This window comes from Tindallia californiensis, from assembly GCF_900107405.1.
Taxonomy (GTDB): Bacteria; Bacillota; Clostridia; order Peptostreptococcales; family Tindalliaceae; genus Tindallia; species Tindallia californiensis.
Genome location: NZ_FNPV01000002.1, coordinates 135,827 through 154,978 on the forward strand (window position 1 = coordinate 135,827; position 19,152 = coordinate 154,978).

21 protein-coding genes are annotated in these 19,152 nt (G+C 37.5%); 3 read left to right on the forward strand and 18 right to left on the reverse strand.

What is annotated here, in order from left to right:
- Positions 1–56: 56 nt before the first annotated feature.
- The 8 genes from BLV55_RS02775 to BLV55_RS02810 form a co-directional block, all read right to left on the reverse strand.
- Positions 57–1,202: a 2-hydroxyacyl-CoA dehydratase gene (locus tag BLV55_RS02775; RefSeq protein ID WP_093310851.1), complete on the reverse strand. Its 1,146-nt coding sequence runs from the start codon at positions 1,200–1,202 to the stop codon at positions 57–59.
- A complete protein-coding gene (locus tag BLV55_RS02780; protein WP_093310853.1) occupies positions 1,199–2,227 on the reverse strand; it encodes an acyl-CoA dehydratase activase-related protein in 1,029 nt (342 codons plus the stop codon). Before BLV55_RS02780 ends, BLV55_RS02775 begins: the two co-directional genes overlap by 4 nt.
- A gap of 151 nt (positions 2,228–2,378) precedes the next feature.
- Positions 2,379–3,212 carry a TerB family tellurite resistance protein gene (locus BLV55_RS02785; RefSeq protein ID WP_093310855.1) on the reverse strand — a complete coding sequence of 278 codons (834 nt, stop codon included), beginning with the start codon at positions 3,210–3,212 and terminating at the stop codon, positions 2,379–2,381.
- Positions 3,213–3,356: 144 nt separating this feature from the next.
- Positions 3,357–3,809, reverse strand: a complete 453-nt coding sequence (locus BLV55_RS02790; protein ID WP_093310857.1) for a chemotaxis protein CheW — start codon at positions 3,807–3,809, stop codon at positions 3,357–3,359.
- A gap of 32 nt (positions 3,810–3,841) precedes the next feature.
- Positions 3,842–5,056, reverse strand: a complete 1,215-nt coding sequence (locus tag BLV55_RS02795) for an RtcB family protein (RefSeq protein WP_093310859.1) — start codon at positions 5,054–5,056, stop codon at positions 3,842–3,844.
- Positions 5,057–5,132: 76 nt separating this feature from the next.
- The gene (locus tag BLV55_RS02800) at positions 5,133–5,507 is read right to left on the reverse strand and encodes a hypothetical protein (RefSeq protein ID WP_093310861.1); all 375 of its coding nucleotides are present in this window, start codon (positions 5,505–5,507) and stop codon (positions 5,133–5,135) included.
- A gap of 68 nt (positions 5,508–5,575) precedes the next feature.
- The gene (locus BLV55_RS02805; protein WP_093310863.1) at positions 5,576–6,199 is read right to left on the reverse strand and encodes an aldehyde ferredoxin oxidoreductase N-terminal domain-containing protein; all 624 of its coding nucleotides are present in this window, start codon (positions 6,197–6,199) and stop codon (positions 5,576–5,578) included.
- Positions 6,200–6,754: 555 nt separating this feature from the next.
- Positions 6,755–7,609 carry a Cof-type HAD-IIB family hydrolase gene (locus tag BLV55_RS02810; protein ID WP_093310865.1) on the reverse strand — a complete coding sequence of 285 codons (855 nt, stop codon included), beginning with the start codon at positions 7,607–7,609 and terminating at the stop codon, positions 6,755–6,757.
- A gap of 112 nt (positions 7,610–7,721) precedes the next feature.
- Between BLV55_RS02810 and BLV55_RS02815 the strand changes: the two genes are divergently transcribed.
- A complete protein-coding gene (locus tag BLV55_RS02815; protein WP_093310867.1) occupies positions 7,722–8,216 on the forward strand; it encodes a ferritin in 495 nt (164 codons plus the stop codon).
- 17 nt (positions 8,217–8,233) lie between these two features.
- Here BLV55_RS02815 and BLV55_RS14955 read toward each other — a convergent pair whose 3' ends face one another.
- A complete protein-coding gene (locus BLV55_RS14955) occupies positions 8,234–8,482 on the reverse strand; it encodes a GIY-YIG nuclease family protein (protein WP_093310868.1) in 249 nt (82 codons plus the stop codon).
- Between the two features lie 200 nt (positions 8,483–8,682).
- On the opposite strand from BLV55_RS14955, the gene BLV55_RS02825 reads away from it, so the two are divergent.
- Together BLV55_RS02825 and BLV55_RS02830 are read left to right on the forward strand one after the other, a co-directional pair.
- Positions 8,683–9,999: an aspartate kinase gene (locus BLV55_RS02825; RefSeq protein WP_093310870.1), complete on the forward strand. Its 1,317-nt coding sequence runs from the start codon at positions 8,683–8,685 to the stop codon at positions 9,997–9,999.
- A gap of 146 nt (positions 10,000–10,145) precedes the next feature.
- Positions 10,146–10,730 (forward strand): nitroreductase family protein, encoded by a 585-nt coding sequence (locus BLV55_RS02830; protein ID WP_093310872.1) that lies wholly within the window; start codon positions 10,146–10,148, stop codon positions 10,728–10,730.
- 44 nt (positions 10,731–10,774) lie between these two features.
- Here the strand turns inward: BLV55_RS02830 and BLV55_RS02835 are convergent, their stop codons facing one another.
- The 9 genes from BLV55_RS02835 to BLV55_RS02875 all read right to left on the reverse strand — a co-directional run bounded on the left by BLV55_RS02835 (position 10,775) and on the right by BLV55_RS02875 (position 19,007).
- Positions 10,775–11,533, reverse strand: a complete 759-nt coding sequence (locus tag BLV55_RS02835; protein ID WP_093310874.1) for an alpha/beta fold hydrolase — start codon at positions 11,531–11,533, stop codon at positions 10,775–10,777.
- 205 nt (positions 11,534–11,738) lie between these two features.
- On the reverse strand, positions 11,739–12,143 hold the full coding sequence (locus tag BLV55_RS02840) for an arsenate reductase ArsC (RefSeq protein ID WP_093310876.1): 405 nt from the start codon (positions 12,141–12,143) through the stop codon (positions 11,739–11,741).
- The gene (arsB, locus tag BLV55_RS02845) at positions 12,127–13,212 is read right to left on the reverse strand and encodes an ACR3 family arsenite efflux transporter (protein WP_093310877.1); all 1,086 of its coding nucleotides are present in this window, start codon (positions 13,210–13,212) and stop codon (positions 12,127–12,129) included. Before arsB ends, BLV55_RS02840 begins: the two co-directional genes overlap by 17 nt.
- Before the next feature lie 18 nt (positions 13,213–13,230).
- Positions 13,231–13,560, reverse strand: a complete 330-nt coding sequence (locus tag BLV55_RS02850; RefSeq protein ID WP_093310880.1) for an ArsR/SmtB family transcription factor — start codon at positions 13,558–13,560, stop codon at positions 13,231–13,233.
- Positions 13,561–13,730: 170 nt separating this feature from the next.
- Positions 13,731–14,411 (reverse strand): hypothetical protein, encoded by a 681-nt coding sequence (locus tag BLV55_RS02855; RefSeq protein WP_093310882.1) that lies wholly within the window; start codon positions 14,409–14,411, stop codon positions 13,731–13,733.
- A 147-nt stretch (positions 14,412–14,558) separates the two neighbouring features.
- A complete protein-coding gene (rpsD, locus tag BLV55_RS02860; protein ID WP_093310885.1) occupies positions 14,559–15,158 on the reverse strand; it encodes a 30S ribosomal protein S4 in 600 nt (199 codons plus the stop codon).
- 129 nt (positions 15,159–15,287) lie between these two features.
- Entirely contained in the window at positions 15,288–16,262 is a 975-nt protein-coding gene (locus BLV55_RS02865) for an ABC transporter ATP-binding protein (RefSeq protein ID WP_093310888.1), read from the reverse strand.
- A complete protein-coding gene (locus tag BLV55_RS02870) occupies positions 16,259–17,929 on the reverse strand; it encodes an ABC transporter permease (protein ID WP_143033158.1) in 1,671 nt (556 codons plus the stop codon). The genes BLV55_RS02865 and BLV55_RS02870 overlap by 4 nt, the downstream gene beginning before the upstream one ends.
- Positions 17,922–19,007, reverse strand: a complete 1,086-nt coding sequence (locus BLV55_RS02875) for an ABC transporter substrate-binding protein (RefSeq protein WP_093310893.1) — start codon at positions 19,005–19,007, stop codon at positions 17,922–17,924. Before BLV55_RS02875 ends, BLV55_RS02870 begins: the two co-directional genes overlap by 8 nt.
- Between the last annotated feature and the right edge of the window lie 145 nt (positions 19,008–19,152).

A 19,152-nucleotide genomic window follows, 5' to 3' on the forward strand; every position in this document is an offset into this window, starting at 1 on the left:
ACAAAAACGAAGCACGCTTTTGTAGCAAAGTATTTTAGTTTCGTGTAAAAGCACCTTCAGTTAGAAGAACAGCAATGTTTCGGTTCATTTCCTTGGATTTCCTTTTTTTGTTTTTCAATCTTTTGCCTTCGTTTTCCTCTCACTAGATCCACGAAAGCTTCTACCCTTGTTTGATTATTTGCAATTCCGGTCTGCTCATCTAAAGAAATGGTGAGTACAGGAATATGATAGTCTTCACTTATTTTAGGAATAATACTTTGAGAAACAAGTTCCGGCAGGCAACCAAAGGGCATTAAGTGAACAACGCCATCAAATTTTCTCTGCCCATAGTCTACGATCTGCCCAACACTTTGTTTTGCATGTCCGCCTATTAAAATCGGTATGTACGGCTCACCTTTTTTAAGTACGGCCTTTTCATGGGTCCAGTTCATCCATTTTGGAAGCATGTTGTAGGTTACCCATTGGGACAAATACTGAGACCTTTCTACTTCCGCTCCCAAGCTGTTTAACAGTTGCTCCATTTTCATGTTGATCGAATCTTCCATTACAACATAAATTTCCCCAACGATACCAATTCTAATCCGTTCACTTTCTTCAACCTCTTTTGTCGGAATCATCTTTAATTTGTCTTTTCCATTAGCAAAAGCTTCTTTTAAGGCTCGAAACGTAAAGGCCTGATCAAAATCATGCTGAATTTTTTCCCATAACCTGGTCGTTTCGCCAGGATTTTTTTCGTAAGCTCTAATACCCTGAACCATTTTTTCCAGATAATCTAATTTGCCAATCATATCATAAATAAATGTCATGGCTTTCAACACTTGGTGCCAGGGAGTTTTGCCCTTGAGTTTTATCATGTTTTTATAAAATGTACCGGGATCTCGAAACATGGAATCAAAGACAATAAAATCAACGTTATATCCTTCTGACTCAAGAATCTTCTGATGTACTTTTTCATAAAACCCTGCTCTGCATGGTCCATTGCCACCAGAAGTTATAATTACTTCCGCTCCCTTTTGGATGGCTTCAAAGTAACTTCCCATAATTACTTTAAGAGGAAAACATGCAAATTCCGGACTATATTTCACGCCTATGTTAATGGTTTGTCTGGTTGGCTTTGGAGCCATGATCACATCATGCCCCAGCATTTCAAGAAGTTTTTTGTAAACAACTGTTGTTCCCATATAAGGAAAAGTCACTTTCATGCCAGTGCCCCCTTTTTGCTGTTTCTTTTTTTGCGCTTTAACATGTCTACAAAAGCTTCCACTCTTGTCTGTAAATGATTTTCGCCAGAGTGTTCGTCAATTCTAACCGTCATAAAAGGCTTTTCGTATCGGGTAGAATCTAATTCAAGTAATTTCCCTAACATGGAATCAGGTCCACAGCCAAAAGCTGTAACATGAATCATTCCATCAATGTCAGAATCTTGATAAAAGTGATTTCCGGCAGCAAACAGTTTATCACTAAAAGTCCAAAAAAGTGTCTTTGGCATATTGGCCAACTGGGCTTTCAGTTTATCTTCACTAAGCATTTCGAAGGTTTTAACACGTACACCCATTTCTTTTAGCCGATTAAGAATATCCAAACTAATAACAGAATCATAAATATTATAAACATAACCCAATACACCAATGGTAATTTCTATATCCTCAGATTTTCCATCTGTATTTTTTGATCGTCTATCTTCTAATATTCTACAGTTATCGTTCATAACCATTTCTGTGGCTTCCGGTATATCATATCCTTTCAAGCTAAGCTCTCTGAATTTTTTCCATACGGCTTCCGCTTTTTTTAAGGCCTTTCGATTATCGCTCCTTCTGATATCACATTTTTCTTCAAAAATATGATATTGTTTTATTGAAGTTGCTAAATCTTCCGTAGTGCTTTCAATATACGGAGAAAGTAAAATTGACTCTATTTCCGGAAAAGAATGTCGAATAATATCTGGTAAACCCATAAATTTCGGACAAAAAAACTGACCTTTCTGAATGGATACAAATCGCGGCACAAAGATATAATCGACTTTCTTTTCCATTAGCTCCAGTACATGCCCTAAGTATACTTTTATCGGAACGCAAATTTCTGGCACCGAATGTTTCGCTCCATTATCCATAATCCATTTATTGGTTGGGCTGCTGACTATTGTTTCTATGCCTAGTGAATCCAGATATGTTTTCCAGAAAGGATAATAGTAATGATACAACAAAGCACGTGGAATACCAATTTTCATTTCCAATCCTCCACTCTTTTAAGATACCTTAAAAGTATCAAAATAGCTTGAACTAAGCTTTATCTATATTATACCCTTTTGAAGCAACACTGCCAACTAATAGAAATTCCTATTGCCCAAAGGCAACACTCCATCTTTTCTCCAAGGTCGTTTATGATTTTTCTAAATAAGCTTTTGTTTTTTCTAATAGGACTAATACATCCTGCCACGTAAAGGTTTCGGAAAACTGACTGGATTTTTTCCGTATGATTTGTTTGATCATACGGATATCTTTTGCAATATCTTTTTCCAGCTCTATTAGTAGTATGCTATTTTCTTTTTTTAATTTTTTCTGCATACGAAGCTGATGGTTTGCTTTATAGTTTGCCAAACTTTCCACGGTTTTGTAAACCACCAGTGCCGTTGAAACCGTAGCTGCTTTTTCTATTGGTGATTGCTTTTTTCTTTTTGTGTTTGTAACGTAAAAAACAATACCAGCCGTAGCCAAGCCTGCCGAAATACTTGCAATTTGATTCATAGCCATCCTGGAAATCGATGGTTTTACATTCTCTGGCAAATACAAATTATCTCGTTCATAGGTTTGTCGCACTTGTTCTATATGTCGCTCTTTTATTTCTAAGTGATGGATGACTTCATTAAAAAAATTTTTTTCACCTTCGTCTTCATAATAATCAGCTTTCATCACTCGGTACAAGTCTTCCAGAAGCGAAAAACGAATAAGGTTTTCTTCTTGATCATTAAGATGCTTCATCATCTGTTGAGTTAAGGATGTAGCGGATTCATCCGGATCCATCATATATTCAAAAATTACTTGCCTGTCTCTATCTTTCAATGCAATGCTTTTTAGCGCCCGATAAAACTCTTTCATCGTCATGGCTTCCGGCTTGTTTTGAGATAAGATCATCAAGCCTAAAAGCTTACCATAGGCTAATCTGTTTTCAACAGGCATTTTTCGTGGTTCTCGCACTTTTGTTTCTTTTACCATCTATTCCACCTCACCATTACAAGATTCATTTTTCTTCATTGTACAACAAGACAGGTGAAAAGTACACTTAACTCTCTCTGCCTATTAAGCATTAAAAAACAACGGCCTCAGGCTGTTGTTTTTTAATGCAATCAAACTACTTTTTTACTCTTCCATTTCAATGATTTCATTTTTTTCATTTTCTGTTAAAATTTTCTCTAAATCCAATAACAAAATAATTTTATCAGATACTTTTCCAATACCGGTAATATATTCCCGTTCTGCCCCTGCAATGATCTCAGGAGCATTTTCGATTTGCTCTTCGCTAATCGTCAACACTTGAGAAGCATCATCCACAATAAAGCCAACCTGTTTTGTCTCCAGATTTATAATAATAATCCGGTGATCTTCCCCAACTTCTTCTTGGGCTAGATCAAAGCGTTTTTTAATGCTTACAATTGGAACAATACTGCCCCTTAGGTTAATAATCCCCTCAATAAATGCCGGTGTATTCGGAACACTTGTTACGGTCTTGTGTTCTGTAATCTCTTGTACATGGTTTATTTCAACACCATATTCTTCCTTTTCAAGCTTAAAAATAACATATTGTTTTTCCATGATAAGCCCCCCCTTTTCTTTTTACATTCATATTATCCTTTAATAACCACTTTTCCACTGAGTGTTTGCCATGGCAAGACCAGATCCTTTTGCTGTTCCATCACAAATCCAATATCTTTATAAGCTTCTGGAGCTTCTTCTCCTATGTCATTCATTTTTCTTTTCCCAAGAATCACTTGCTTCTCAGCCAACTTAGCGGTTACTTGCTGTTGACTAAACTGTTTCTTTGCTTGTTTTCTGCTCATATTTCTACCGGCACCATGGGAGCAAGATTCAAATGACCTGGGATTTGCCAACCCTTTTACAATATAAGAGTTCATCCCCATAGCTCCGGGAATAATGGCTTTTTCTTCTTTCGAAGCTTTTACAGCACCCTTGCGATGAACCCATAATAGTTCTCCATCATGAGTTTCTCTATTCACATCATTATGATGGACATCCAAAATAGGTGCTTCTACGATCAGATTCTCTTTTTCCTTAAAAACTTGCCATAAAGCCTTCATCATATGAAGTCGGCTTTCTCTTGCAAAGTCCCGTGCCAGATTCATCCATTTTATATAGGATTGTCCTTCCTCACTCTTAACAGGGATGAAATCTAACTCCATTTTATCCGGCACCTTGCTTTCCCACCGTTTCCTGTTTTTTCGGGCAACTTGATTAAAGTAATTGGCTATTTTGTACCCAATGTTTCTTGAGCCCGAATGAATCATAAAACAAAGTTTTCCTTCATTATTTTGTTGAAACTCTATAAAGTGATTCCCTCCACCCAACGTACCCATTTGATAAAAGGAAGCATTTAATTCACTCCAGATTGTTGGATGACGTTTTTCCTCTTGGTTTTCTTTCATAAAGACTTTTACACAGTTGGATATCTGCGGTGTTTTATGATGACTAAAACTTTGAGGAATCCGATTCATCGCTGTATGAACGATTTTTTCTAATACATTTCTATCCAACCTATCCATCTCAATTTTCGTTTCGCAAAACGCTACACCACAACCAATGTCTACTCCAACCGCATTAGGAACAACAACCTCTTTTGTTGCCATCACTCCTCCTATAGGCATTCCAAATCCTTGGTGCACATCAGCCATCAAAGCGATCTGCTTTACGGCATATGGATAAAGAGAAAGATTTCGCACCTGTTGTAAACATCCCTCTTCGATCCACTCTAAACCCGGTAGCCAGATATGAATCGGTAATGCCTTTTTTTCGTTACCGTTAATACCGTCTTGAACTGTAAACATTCACTCCACTACCTTCCTTCCAAGCCTTAACCAACACATGCTTTCTGACTTTTATTCTCTGATACGTAAAATCACATCAAAGTATTTTGAAAAAATAATAGAATATACCTAGTATTGACAATACGAAAACAATAATAAGATTAATCCTATAATAGTCACCTTTTCTTCTGCTTCTTTTTTTATTGATGATTAGCCCTATCGAAGACAAAATAAGCAACACTATCATTAAATAAAACGCATAACGCAACACTTCGTAGTTCCATCTTGGACTTACTTGAATATCAAAATACCTATCAAAGAAAGTTTCAAACTGTGGTTGTGCCTGATCAATCAGAATAAGCAGTGGAATCATCAAAGTCCAAGAAACAATCCCTATCCAGCGAATCATTTTTAACCAAATATCTTTTCCCTTACGTCTGTTTCTACGATCATTACTCACGCCTTTTTCCATTTTCACAACCTCCCTCCACCCTGCACTGAGTTTTCATGGAGTAAAATAGCCGCGCCTTGTTTGTTGCGTTATATCGCCTTACTGGATACTATTGCTTTAAGATTTTTGGACCCCATCACAGCCCCTGTTCCATTTCTACCATTGGCACGATTTTTCATCGTGATAATACATGAGTATCTCACCATATTTTCTCCAGCCGGACCTATTTGAGCCATTTCAAGTTCCTCGGAGTGAAACTCTTCCCTGATCATTCTTTCCGATTCTCCGGTAACTTTTCCCCATAGCTTCGCAGCATCTCGCATCTCGTACTGATTCTCATTCATATAAATGAATACCGGCTTTTTTGCTTTACCTCTAATAATCATCGCAACAATATCCTTGCTATTTAAGATCTGAGGTAAATCACTTTCCACTTTGCTGTCTCCTACCTTTGCATTAATTGGGCTTTTAGTGGTTATAATAAGATGATTCCCATCAGCTCCAATTTTATCGTTTCGATCATAGGTGAAGACAAGAATATTAGCCGGAGACAATGGCTCTGCATTAGAATCCATTTCTTGAAGAAGTACGTAAAGACCAAACGCAACACCGTCCGGGTAAAGCTTAGCAACATCATTTTCAATTTCACGTTCAAGGATGGTCTCATGGTATAAATCTATATCCAGTATCTTTACTGTATCTTTTGGGTTCATCGATTTGCCTCCTAAAGCGATCACTGCTTAATTTTGGAAATATTTATAAGTTTTTGTTAATAGTTCTTGCTTTACATTATATATGAATTATTGGACAGATTCACTATTTTTTCTTGAAATAGTGGGTATATATGTTTTATATGCTTCCGTTTCACCTCATTCTTTAAGCAATTTCTTTAAGCAATCGATTTTATGAATCAATGAAAGGTTTGATCTCTATGAAAGAATTAAAAACAAAACTACTTAGCCTTGGTGCTATAGGAGGAGCTGTTCTTTCAGCTTTTTGCTGAGTGGTCCCTATCCTTTTTGTGTCCCTCGGGTTAGGCGGCCTAGGTCTTTCTTATGTATCAGTACTAGCACCATATCAAAGGTTTCTCCAACTATTCTCTATCGGCGTTCTGATATGGGCTCATTATTACATGGATCAACGCAGTGTATCCAAAATTACTCGCCTTTTTATTTGGAGTGCTACGATCATTGTCGTTGTTTCAGCCATTCTTCCCGTATTACTAAGATTATTCCTTTTGTAGGGTCTATTGGATCGAAGTAACTATTTTATCCATTGATTTCTTTAAGTGCATCATCCACTGCATGGTGATTATTGGTACAAACCACTAAGTCTGCATGTTTTTTAAGAGAAAGAGTTGCATTTTCAACAGCAATACCAACACCCGCATAAGCTAGCATGCTGATATCGTTGTCATGATCCCCTATTGCAACTGTTTTTTCTCTTGGTATTTTTAGCCGTTGAGCCAATTTTTCAAGCGCATTTCCCTTTGTTGCCTTGTGATCCAATATTTCTAAATTATCGTTTCCTGATCTTGTAACAAAAACATCATTCATCTGAATCATTTGGCTTCTTTTTAGCTCTAACAATTCTGTATTGGATGAAATCGCAATAATATTAGTTAACTGATAACCACTACTTACGAAACGCTTAAAGTCAACAACCTGGTAGTCTTTGGATAGCCAGGTTGCTTCCATTGCTTTAAGAAAGGATTTCACATGTCCTTTATGACTCTTTCTTTCAAAACGATAAAGACTTTTCAATCGCTCCATCCGACTGTTGATGTAAGTTTGTTTTTCATTCGAACCATGAAAATACAAAGCTGGATCTTGTCTGAGAATGGCTATCACCTGTTCCAAAGAAGTATCGCTAATATAGCAAGTTTCAATAATTTCTTGCTGCGGATTTCTGATCACAGCACCATTATTTGTAATCAGCCAGCAGGGAAAATTAATCTGACTAAGATAGGGAATAACGGTATGAATTGGCCTTCCAGTACAAATAGCAACAATCATTCCACTATGATGTGCTTTTTCTAGCGCTCTTATATTCTCTGAAGAAAGATCTTTTTTATCGTCCAGCAAGGTGCCATCCATATCTGTAGCCAATAATTGATATTTCAAAATGGTAGTCTCCTTTTGTTTAAGATATGTTTAAGTTCGTTGATAAAAGAGTATATATGTATTGCGAGAATAAATAATGAAATGATCCATTAATATGTCAGGAGGAAAAAAAATGCTTTCAGAAAAATTATTGCACGAAATGAACGAACAGGTGAAACACGAGATGTTTTCTGCCAATTACTACCTTTCCATGGCCGCATACTTTAATGACAAGGACTTGCCGGGTTTTGCAAACTTCTTTCGTATCCAGGCTCAAGAAGAAAACATGCATGCCATGAAATTTTTCGACTTTATCGATGAGGTGAATGGTCGAGTGCGCATTTCAGCCTTAGACGAACCTCAAAGTGATTTCGAATCCGTTAAAGATGTCATAAAGTTAGCGCTTGAGCATGAACAATTTGTAACCAAAAAGATTCATCAGCTAATGGATATTGCTGTTGAAGAAAAAAACTATCCGGCCATTTCTTTTCTAAACTGGTTTGTTGACGAACAAGTTGAAGAAGAAGCTACTATGCAGGAATTACTATCTAAAATCCTTCGTGTTGGTGACAAAGGACATGTTCTTTACCTTCTGGACAAAGAAATGGGTTCCAGACAACCAGAATAAACAATGACACTGCCAGTTTACCTGGCAGTGTTTTTTATTAAACTCAGTTTCTCCTCGCGGCACATCTTTTTTATGGAAAACTCTCTTTTTAAGGCTTCCTGTTTGTTTTCCATCTTTTCAGTATAAACCAAACGCACCGGCAACCTTGCTCTTGTGTATTTTGACGCATTTCCCTTTGAATGCTTTGCGATTCTCTTTTCTAAGGAATTTGTCCATCCCGTATACAAGGAATTATCGTTGCATTTCAATATATATACCCAGGCCACAATTTATCTCACTTCCCTTTTTTTGATCGCTACTATTATCTTACAATAACAGTATATCAAAGCTATCGGCATCTATCAATCATGCGATATTGATGATATGTTCTGGTGAAGAAAATCTATTTTTTTGAAAAAAAGTCATTGACCCATTCAGAAAATTTGAATTATAATGCATATATTACTTTATTAGGGAGCTGCTGAAAATGAACATAAAAGTTGCTAAATTTGGCGGGAGTTCGCTCTGTGATGCCAGCCAATTTCAAAAGGTAAAAAAAATAATTGAAAAAGATCCTGAGCGTAAATTCATTGTCCCTTCCGCACCCGGAAAAAGACATCGGGAAGATATAAAAATCACCGATTTGTTGTATCTTTGCCATGCGCAGGTTTCTCATCACGTTCCTTTTAACGAAATATTCAAGGTGATTTCGGAACGGTTTCTACACATTGCTAAGGAACTGTCTGTCACCGTAGATTTACACGCTATCTTACAAGACATTCAAGACCATATTGGCTCCGGCGCTTCATTAGATTATGTAGCAAGTCGAGGCGAATACCTTAATGGAATCATTCTTTCTCATTACCTGGGCTGTCAATTTTTAGATGCTGCTGAAGTTATTATGTTTCACAAAAATGGATCTATCGATCTACAGGAAACACAAAAAAGAATAGCACCTTACTTGGATGATGACCAAAAATATGTGATTCCTGGCTTTTATGGTAGCCTTCCGGATAAATCCTTAAAAATATTTCCTCGAGGTGGGTCAGATATCACCGGAGCTGTTGTTTCTAAATCAGTCAGTGCATCCATTTATGAGAATTGGACAGATGTATCCGGATTCCTTGTCACAGATCCTAGCATTATACCAAACTGTAAGCCCATCGAAACCATTACTTATCGAGAATTACGCGAACTGTCTTACATGGGTGCAAAAGTTCTTCACGAAGAAACAATTTTTCCAGTTTTAGAAGCAGGAATCCCCATCAATGTGAAAAATACAAATGATCCAGAAAATCCAGGAACGATGATCGTCAGTTATCGCGAACCGATTAATTCAACCGGATCAATTACAGGAATCGCAGGCCGAAAAGATTTCACGGTCCTTGCCATTGAAAAAAATCTTATGAAAAATGATATCAGTTTTGTTCGTAAACTCCTATCCACCTTAGAAAATCATCAGATACGTTTTGAACATACTCCGTCTGGCATTGACAGTTTATCCCTTGTCATAAAAAGCAGCGAGCTCAACGGTAAGTTAGATAAGCTGATCGAGGACATTCATGTACATTGTAAACCAGACCTGCTCGAAGTGCATCCCAATATGGCACTAGTAGCAACCGTTGGTCATGGCATGGCTTATACCCCTGGTATTTCCGCTAAACTGTTTACAGCCTTATATGAATCAGGCGTAAACGTTCGGATGATTGATCAGGGATCCAGTGAAATTAACATTATTGTAGGAGTAGAAAACAAAGACTTCGAAAAAGCCGTAACCGCTATTTACAATGCATTTGTCAAATAGCAAAGATTTTCCTCCGTTTTTTTTAGAAAGAAATAATATTTCGTTTTGAAAAACCATCATAAAGGGTATCAAAACCATAAGTATCGATGTGTGAATCGTCATACATTCTCATTTTTCTAAGTAGACAAGTAAACGGAGGGGATTTTATGAGTATCAATGCTGAAAAAACATCGTTTTTGAAAGATATCCGAAGTATACGATCGTATAAAAACGATCCTATTGAAAAAGAAATATTAATGGACTTAGTTGATTCAGCCCGAATGGCACCAACCGCACGCAATATCCAGCCTTGGGAATTTGTTGTTGTTACTGATAAAAACATTCTCAAACGTTTATCTGAAGTTCATTCAAATGGAGGTTTTTTGAAAGATGCTCCTGCTTGTATCGTGGTGCTATGTAAAAAGGACACAGAATACTATATTGAAGATGGATCGGCAGCTACCCAGAACATCATTGTAGCCGCCCGGGTATACGGATTAAAAAGTTGCTGGATAGGCGGATGCAAAGGTCCGTTTTACGAAAATGATGACATTCCTATGTGCGAAGGTGAACCTTGTCAGATTCTGCCACTCTATGACGATCTCTGCTCGCAGTTAAAGGAAATTGTAAAGGCACCTGCTGATCTGGAGGTTATTTCTATTGTATCTTTAGGTTACAGTGATGAATCTTTCGTAGCTCCTAAACGTCCTTTAAGCGAAGTCATGCATTGGGATGTTTTCAATAATAAGTAGATCAAAAAAGAACCCGCTAAACCAAGCGGGTTCTTTTTTTTAGGCTAATAGTTATTCTGATCCTCTAAACTAATTATTTTTTTCAAATCATCTGTAAGTTCTCGCGGCTGTTCTAACATTAAAAAGTGACCACTTTGGGGGTAATAGTGGAGTTTATTGTCCTGCACATTTTTAACCCCCATTCTATCAAGCATATTCCTGATATCTTCTTCACTCTTTGCAGCAATACCAGAGTAAAGATAATGAACCGGAGTATGAAGAAGGTTTAGCTTCTGTGTAAAATCATTTTCAATCATATCCTTCATATAAAAATAGTATGCTTTTTCGTCTGTTCGTAAAGCTTCTTTAACCACCGCATCCCTAAGATCAGCATCTTCAATCAACTGTTTGTAATGAGCCTGTATTACAGCTGTTCGATTTCGTTCCAGTTGTTCTAAGTCCAGTTGACGAATGAGTTTCAAGTCTTTTCTTTTCGGAAACATATCAATCACTACTAGCCGCGCCACTTTTACCTGATCATGAAAGGCTACTTCCGTTGCAATGATTCCACCAAGCCCATGTCCAATCATTACGGCACCATTAACACCCATTTCCGTTAACTTTTCACCCAGCATTTTAACGGTTTCATTAATGCTCACCACTCCATTTCCCGAGGGACAGCTTCCATGTCCATACAAATCTACAGATATTATTTGATATGAACTCGCCAGCTCTTCTCTTTGAAATTTCCATACATCAGAAGATGAACCAATCTGATGTATCATGACTACCGGTACCCCCGACCCTTGTACTTGAATCTTCATATTCTCACCCTTTCCTAGTCATCAAGCTTTTTTTCATTACCTATTTTACCTTTTTTATGGTTATACCCCATTCAGAGCAATACATTTATCATACTTAAAATAAAAAAACCCTAAAAAGTAATGACACTTCACTTTTTAGGGTTTTTTCTTGGCTAACATCAAGATTTAATCTGGTATTTACTTTTTTGATCCATTCGATTGCTCATTACATACTTTTGACTTTTTCTTTCAAGGTTAATATATTTTTTTCGATGGTACCTATCACCTTTTTAAACTCTTCATCACTTTTCCCCGTTGGATCTTCCAGACCCCAATCTTCTTCATGATCATTTGGTACAAAGGGACAAACTACATTACAACCCATCTTTACTACTACATCGATCTCAGGAAGTTCTGTAATCAACTTTGAATGCTGTGTTTCTTCCATATCAATCCCGTACATTTTTTTCATTAAGCGCACAGCATCCTTATTGATTTCAGGTTTTGTTTCTGTTCCTGCTGAGTAACTCTCAAAAACATCTGCTGCAAAATGCTTACCAAGAGCTTCGGCTATCTGGCTTCTACAAGAATTATGAACACATATAAAAGCAACTTTAATGGTATTGTTCATGCATAACACCTCCTTTAATCCTATCGGAAGGGAACCAGGCGGTTGTTCGATTGGCAATTTTAACAAGCGTAAGCATCACAGGCACTTCTACTAAAACACCTACTATCGTAGCTAATGCAACTGGCGAAGTAGGACCAAATAATGTAATGGCAACAGCAACGGCAAGTTCAAAGAAATTGGAAGCACCAATCATCCCTGCCGGTGCCGCTACGCTATGATTAAGTTTCAAAAGCTTAGCTGCAAAATAGGCGACAAAGAAAATAAAAAACGTTTGTATGGTTAACGGTATTGCTATTAGTGCAACATGCAACGGATTCTGAAGAATGACATCTCCTTGAAAAGAGAAAATAATGATTAGTGTTAATAATAACCCACCTATGGTAACATTATTAAACTTAGGGATAAATTGATTCTTAAAATACGCTTCTCCTCTATTTTTTATCACTTGCTGTCTAGTAAATATCCCTCCTGATAACGGAATAACCACGAATAATATAACAGAAATAATAAGCGTATCCCAAGGAACCGTCACCCCACTAAGACCTAATAGTAAAGCAACAATCGGAGTAAAGGCGAACATTAAAATAATATTATTGGTAGCAACCTGAACAACGGTATACGCTGGATTCCCTTTTGTTAAATGACTCCAAACAAAAACCATTGCCGTGCAAGGGGCTGCTCCTAGCAAAACAGCTCCGATTAAATAGCTTTCTGCAAGTTCCGGAGATATCAGCCCCTTAAAGATGACATAGAAAAATACATATGCAATGATATACATCGAGAACGGTTTTATCAACCAGTTTGTAATCCATGTAACATATAAACCTTTCGGGCTTTTACTAACATTTTTTAGACTTTGAAAATCCACCTTCAACATCATTGGATAAATCATTAACCATATGAGAATAGCGATCGGAATTGATACTTCTGCATATTCAAAGCGAGCTAAAAACCGAGGAATACTCGGCAGGTATTTTCCAATCAATATTCCTATCGCCATACATAACGTCACCCAAAGTGTTAAGTATCGTTCAAAAAAACGAATGCCACTGTTTTTTTCTTTCCTCATTTTAATCCCTTCCCCTTTCTAACATCTTTTTGATTGATGATCACTGCATAGTTGACAAATACAATTTTCTTTTTCAGTTGTTATTCTTTTTAAGAAAACAATGATCTCATCTGTTTTTTGTTTGTTCAGCGTGTATCTAATCCACGCTCCGTCACGTATTGCATTAACAAGACCACTTTTAGATAATATTTTCATATGATAACTAAGTGTTGATTGAGAGATGCTTAGTTTTTCTAATATATCGCAGGCACACATCTCTCCACATGATAACATGTCCAAGATTCTTAAACGCGTTTCATCAGATATCGCTTTCATCGTAGATACGTATTGAGCATAGGAATATTCCATAAAAACCCTCCTTGACATCGATAAAGGTCAATGATATCGATGATTATCGATATCATTGACCTTAGTTTAGCATCAATATATATACTTGTCAATATATATGCTCCATTTTTGTGGTTATTCTGTGATAATGTCATGTTAAATCCATCCACAGATTTCTTCTCTTAAAAATATTAGAACCATAGAGGGATTATGTTATTCAATATTTTAATCAGGTTTTTATTTATAAAGGGTTGATCGTAAGCACTTTCACATATAAATCGAAAATCTTCGATAGGCATCGAGATTTCTTCTTCAATGACTTCTTCAAATTCCCCCCAGCAGATATGTTTATATACCTCTACAGGCTTCTTGAAAATCCGCACATATATTTTTTGATCCGGTTCTCTGTTCCACATTTTATTGAAATCGTCACAAAATTTTTCCAGTTTTATTTGCTTTTCTTCTTGACTTGTCCCCCATATATCACTCAGAACCTCATATGCTCTTTCCATCTTATCCGATTCGAGCATTGCTCTGTCTTCTAACCCATCAAACCCCTTAAGTACTTCGTACTTTAGAACATCAAACGGTGATAAAGGTATCCACAATCCTTCACTTTGTCTTTCGATCCATGTATAATAAGCTGTCGGTATAAACACATACTGTAGAAAACCATGGGCTGTATCAACATCTTCGTAACTGCTCCATCCTGATTTTAATATATCCTTTTGCCTATCAAGTATTTCTATGTACATAATGATAGATTTTGAAGTGATTCTTCTCTCGTCATCGCCACCAAATAAAAGATGATCTGTTTTTTTTATTTGATCTTCCCAAAAATGAAAATTATCTTTTGCATGCCCTCTCTTCATGATAATTCTCCTAACTTATATTATTCACCTGATTAATCCATGGCTCATTCAGCTAATTCTTTTAAAAAAACTATTTCAGATTATTTTCACTCTCCGTAATCCGAAATAGTCAGCGTAAGGTAAAAATATTAAAGAAATAAGGATTTGCTACATTATTTTTGAATAAAACTCGACCACTAATTGATCATTAATCTCTATTGGTACTTCATAGCGCTCCGGAAATCTTGTCAACTCCGCTGAATAACCGGCTTCATCTTTTGTAAGATAGGGATAAGCCGAAACAGGATTCATAAGAAAATTTTCTTTAAACATCTCATTTTTGCGCGACTTTTCTTTAAGGGATATCACATCACCGACTGAAACAGCAAATGAAGGTCTATCTACTTTTTCCCCATTAACTAATATATGCCCATGAACAACCATTTGCCTTGCTTGCCTGATGCTACTGCCAAAACCTATCCTATACACTAGATTATCTAGCCGACATTCTAATCTTTTAATTAAAAAATCTCCTGTTGTTCCAGCATCTTTCATAGCTGCCTTTACATAAATCCTAAACTGTTTTTCCATCACTTCATAATAAGCTCGTAATCTTTGTTTTTCCAAAAGATGAATTCCGTAAGTAGATAACTTTCTGTTATTTCTTGCTTGTCCATTGTCAGCTCTTTTCATTGCTTTTGGAAGTCCAATAACATTCAGTCCTAGCCTTCTGCATTTTTTTACTCTTGGATCTCTCATTCTTGCCACACAAATCATCTCCATCACATAAATTTTGCCGCGATAATTTATGCCGATTTAATGATAATGATAATCATTTTCGAATAAATGATACCAAAAAAAATTTTCTGTGTCAACAAGAATCTTTCTCAATGGCATTTATCTTTCGCCTACTCTCAGCTTTGCATCTGTATTCAGAAGTAGGTCTACCCTATCTCCCACTTCATAACTCCTTCCTTCTTTACCAAAAAGAAGGACGTCAACTCTATTTTTATCACCAGGCATCTCAGAAAGGGTCAATTCCGTTTGATGACCGAGGAACATTTTTTCTACTATCTGATAAGGACTCTGTTCATTCTTTTTTAACCTAATTTCCTCTGGTCGGATAAAAAAAGACTCTCCTCTTTTATCCGTTAACTTGTTGGTTTTACCTACAAAATTAGCAACATACGAACTCTTAGGAAAATCATAAATCTCACTTGGTCTTCCTACCTGCGCAATCCTCCCATGATCCATAACAACTACCCGATCCGAAAGGCTCAAAGCTTCTCCCTGGTCATGAGTGACAAAAATCATAGTAACTCGCGTTCTTCTCTGAAGTTCTTTCAGTTCCCTTCTTAGTGATCCCCGTAAGGATGCATCTAGATTGCTGAGAGGTTCGTCCAATAACAAAACCTCTGCTCCAGTAGCTATAGATCTTGCAAGGGCTACCCGTTGTTGTTGACCACCGCTAAGATTTCCGATATTAACATCTTCATATCCTTCCAACCCCACAAGATCAACAAATTCTTTAGCATGGACTAATGCCTTTCGTTTTTGAAATTTCTTGAAATAGCGAACTCCAAAGGCAATGTTCTCAAGCACGGAAAGGTGAGGAAAAAGAGCATAATTTTGAAACACCGTAGACACTGGACGCTTTTCTGGAGGAAGTGATGTAATTTCCTTTTTATTAATAAAAAGGTGCCCCCTGTCAGGAATAATAAACCCACCAATCAAATTCAAGGTTGTGGTTTTTCCGCAACCAGAAGGACCTAAAAGGCTAATAAATTCACCTTTTTTCACCTCAAGAGAAAAGTCCCTTACTCCTTTATTTTCTTCATACAGCTTTGTCATGTTTTTCATCTGCAGAATCATTTCCCACTCCTCCTTTCAGCACTCAATAGGCGAATAGCCATCAGATTCACACTAAAGGTAATCAAAATCAAAGCACTTCCTATGACAGCACTTTGTCCGTACCTTCCACTATTGACTTCATTAAACATTAAAACACTTGTCACCAGGTTTCGCGGTGACACCAGAAACAGCAGAGGTCCTACTGTGGTCATAGATGCTGTAAAACTGTTGATAAAGCTTACTAACAAAGTGGGACGCAAAATGGGAAAAGTAACCTTTAGAAGAGATCCTATTTTTGATGCTCCCAGATCATAAGAAGCCCATTCAATTTTATGATCTAAGTTCTCAAAGGCCGCATTAGCCGCTTTATTTCCTACGGAAATATGTCGAAAAGTACAGTTTAGAATTAGAATGATCAGTGTTCCTGTCAGTGAAATTGGTCCTCGGTGAAAAACCACTACGTAAGCTAAACCAAAGAAAATTCCCGGAATAATATAGGGAATGGATCCAATAAACTCGAGAATTCCAAATCCTTTCACCTTTCGCCTCCGGTGATAATAAGACAGTAGCACCCCTATCATCGTTGACAACAGAGCGGCTGCTACAGCCATATATATGGTTCTGATCAGTGCATCCACATGCCTGCTTTGAAACACAGCAAGATGATTCAAGGTGAATACCGGTGTTCCAGATACATTTCTAGTGAAAGCCGTAAAGAAAAGATTTCCGTATTGTACTACGTTGATCAGAAAAAAAACAGCAACCACTCCCCCTGTCAACATCTGTACGCCCTTGGGAAGCTTAAAATTCAATGACTCCATTTCAAGGATTTTTGCCCTCTCTGAAAGCGTATGTACCCGCTTCATATTTCTGCGGTAAAAGTAAAACGCCAGTATCGCCGGCGGAAGTAGCAATACAGTCATTGCCGCTGCTCCATTTAAGTTAGCCTGAGCATATACTCGCAAATAAGCCTCCGTGGCTAAAACCCGATACCGACCTCCGATGATAATAGGCGTGGTAAAATCTGAAATGTTCATAGTAAATTGTAAAAAGAAAACAGACAGAATGGTAGGTACCATAGAAGGTAAAACCACTTCTTTTAGCGTACTCAAAGGATTTGCTCCTAAATCTCTTGCCGCCAAAAAGAGTCTGCCGTCGATTTGAGATAATCCGGTCATCATCATCATAGCCGAAAGCGATACGCCACTTAAACTCTGTAAAATAACAATTCCATGCCATCCGTAAGGATTTAGGGTTACACCAAAAACTCCATAGCTAATGAAACCTCTCCGTCCAAATAGCGTTAATAATGCTATTGCTGAAATAAAAGGAGGAGAGATCATAGTCATCATCAGGCTCCGATAGATAGCGTTTCGTACAAACCGCTTTTTGAAATGAGCAAATACACCGATGAAGAAAGCCAAGAGGGTTGCGTTGACGGAAGAAAACGTGGCAACAAAAACACTATTCCTAATCAGTTCTAGGTTCCGTATGGTCATTAAGTTCCGGTAGTGATACAAAGACCATTCACTATTCCATTTTAAGCTTCTCATCAACACACCTGCTACCGGATATAGAATAAACAGAAACAGAGTGCCTGCAATACCCGCTATTAAGATTTTATCAAAAAAAACGCTAAAAGAAAGGGAAGATCGCTCTCCCCTTCTCTTTACATATCCTTTATTCACCAATAAGTTCCTTCCAACTTCCAAGAATTGCTTCTCGTTCTCTTCCCATTCGCTCCAGATCAAAATCAATAAGTTGATCCATGTTTAAGGTACCCATTTCTTCAGGAGGTGCTACATTTCGATTTGCCATGATTCGTGCATCTGCTTCCATCAAAATATCTTGACCATGCTCCGACAAGTACCAGTCCACTAAAACCTTTGCCGCTTCTTTGTTTTCTGAGTTTTCAAAGATTGCAATGGGCGCAGGAATCCACGGAATGTTTTCTGATGGGAAAATTCCTACCACCGGTGCTGTTTCCATCAGACCAAAGGTTTGTCCATGAATAGCCGTCAATCCAATAGCAAATTCCCCTGCTGCAACCTTCTGTTGTGGTTCTCCACCACTTTGAGCATAGTAGTCTACATTTTCATTAACAGCTTCCCAGTACTCCCAAGCAGCATCTTCACCCATTACTTGAATCAATCCACTAAGAATGGCATACTGACCTCCGGAAATACTCGGATCCGCCATGATAATTTCTCCATCATACTGTGAGTCAGCAAGGTCTTCCCAGGTTTCCGGCATATCCAGACCCAGCTCTTCAATTAATTCTTCATTAACAATAAATCCAAAGGGTACTAAGGACAATGCTCCAAAATAACCTTCCGGATCGAGGTATTTTTCATCAATGTTGTCAAATTCAGGAGATCGATACTGATAAAGGTATCCTAGGTCTCTTGCAGCAAAGTAACTGTCTACCCCTCCACCAAACCATACATCAGTTGTGGTCTCTCCATCTTCTGCCTGTAACTGAGAAAGCTTTGCTCCTGTTGATAAACTAACCCATTCGATTTCAATTCCAGTTTCTTCTGTAAAAGCTTCAAAGGATCCATCAGCTCCTCCATAAGCAACGGATAGTTCCAGTACTGTTCCTTCAAAAGGACGCTCCTGCTTCTCATCCATTTCCTCTACATCGTTGCTTTCAGCTTCTGTCACCTCTTCGTTGACACTTGCATCTCCCTCGCCGTTATCGCCTCCACAAGCAATAAGACTAAATGCCAATACCACGATCAGCATCATCAATAAAAGTTTTCTCATTGTCACTTCCTCCTTTTGCTCATTTTACCTCTACTCCAATCCTCATTATAAGGAGGGTTAAATCCGAAGTACAATAGATTTTCTGAATGATAAATCGGTTTTGTATAATGAAATTAAATACTGGTATAGGTAGAATTATTTTTCG

Bases quoted from the DNA above. Each gene is read 5' to 3' on its own strand.
- BLV55_RS02840 (WP_093310876.1), bottom strand. From the start codon at position 12,143: ATGAACAATACCATTAAAGTTGCTTTTATATGTGTTCATAATTCTTGT.
- BLV55_RS02875 (WP_093310893.1), bottom strand. From the start codon at position 19,007: ATGAGAAAACTTTTATTGATGATGCTGATCGTGGTATTGGCATTTAGT.
- BLV55_RS02865 (WP_093310888.1), bottom strand. From the start codon at position 16,262: ATGATTCTGCAGATGAAAAACATGACAAAGCTGTATGAAGAAAATAAA.
- BLV55_RS02835 (WP_093310874.1), bottom strand. From the start codon at position 11,533: ATGAAGATTCAAGTACAAGGGTCGGGGGTACCGGTAGTCATGATACAT.
- arsB (WP_093310877.1), bottom strand. From the start codon at position 13,212: ATGAGGAAAGAAAAAAACAGTGGCATTCGTTTTTTTGAACGATACTTA.
- BLV55_RS02775 (WP_093310851.1), bottom strand. From the start codon at position 1,202: ATGAAAGTGACTTTTCCTTATATGGGAACAACAGTTGTTTACAAAAAA.
- BLV55_RS02855 (WP_093310882.1), bottom strand. From the start codon at position 14,411: ATGAAGAGAGGGCATGCAAAAGATAATTTTCATTTTTGGGAAGATCAA.
- BLV55_RS02785 (WP_093310855.1), bottom strand. From the start codon at position 3,212: ATGGTAAAAGAAACAAAAGTGCGAGAACCACGAAAAATGCCTGTTGAA.
- BLV55_RS02850 (WP_093310880.1), bottom strand. From the start codon at position 13,560: ATGGAATATTCCTATGCTCAATACGTATCTACGATGAAAGCGATATCT.
- BLV55_RS02805 (WP_093310863.1), bottom strand. From the start codon at position 6,199: ATGAACCCAAAAGATACAGTAAAGATACTGGATATAGATTTATACCAT.
- BLV55_RS02790 (WP_093310857.1), bottom strand. From the start codon at position 3,809: ATGGAAAAACAATATGTTATTTTTAAGCTTGAAAAGGAAGAATATGGT.
- BLV55_RS02800 (WP_093310861.1), bottom strand. From the start codon at position 5,507: ATGGAAAAAGGCGTGAGTAATGATCGTAGAAACAGACGTAAGGGAAAA.
- BLV55_RS02780 (WP_093310853.1), bottom strand. From the start codon at position 2,227: ATGAAAATTGGTATTCCACGTGCTTTGTTGTATCATTACTATTATCCT.
- BLV55_RS02795 (WP_093310859.1), bottom strand. From the start codon at position 5,056: ATGTTTACAGTTCAAGACGGTATTAACGGTAACGAAAAAAAGGCATTA.
- BLV55_RS02825 (WP_093310870.1), top strand. From the start codon at position 8,683: ATGAACATAAAAGTTGCTAAATTTGGCGGGAGTTCGCTCTGTGATGCC.
- BLV55_RS02830 (WP_093310872.1), top strand. From the start codon at position 10,146: ATGAGTATCAATGCTGAAAAAACATCGTTTTTGAAAGATATCCGAAGT.
- BLV55_RS02815 (WP_093310867.1), top strand. From the start codon at position 7,722: ATGCTTTCAGAAAAATTATTGCACGAAATGAACGAACAGGTGAAACAC.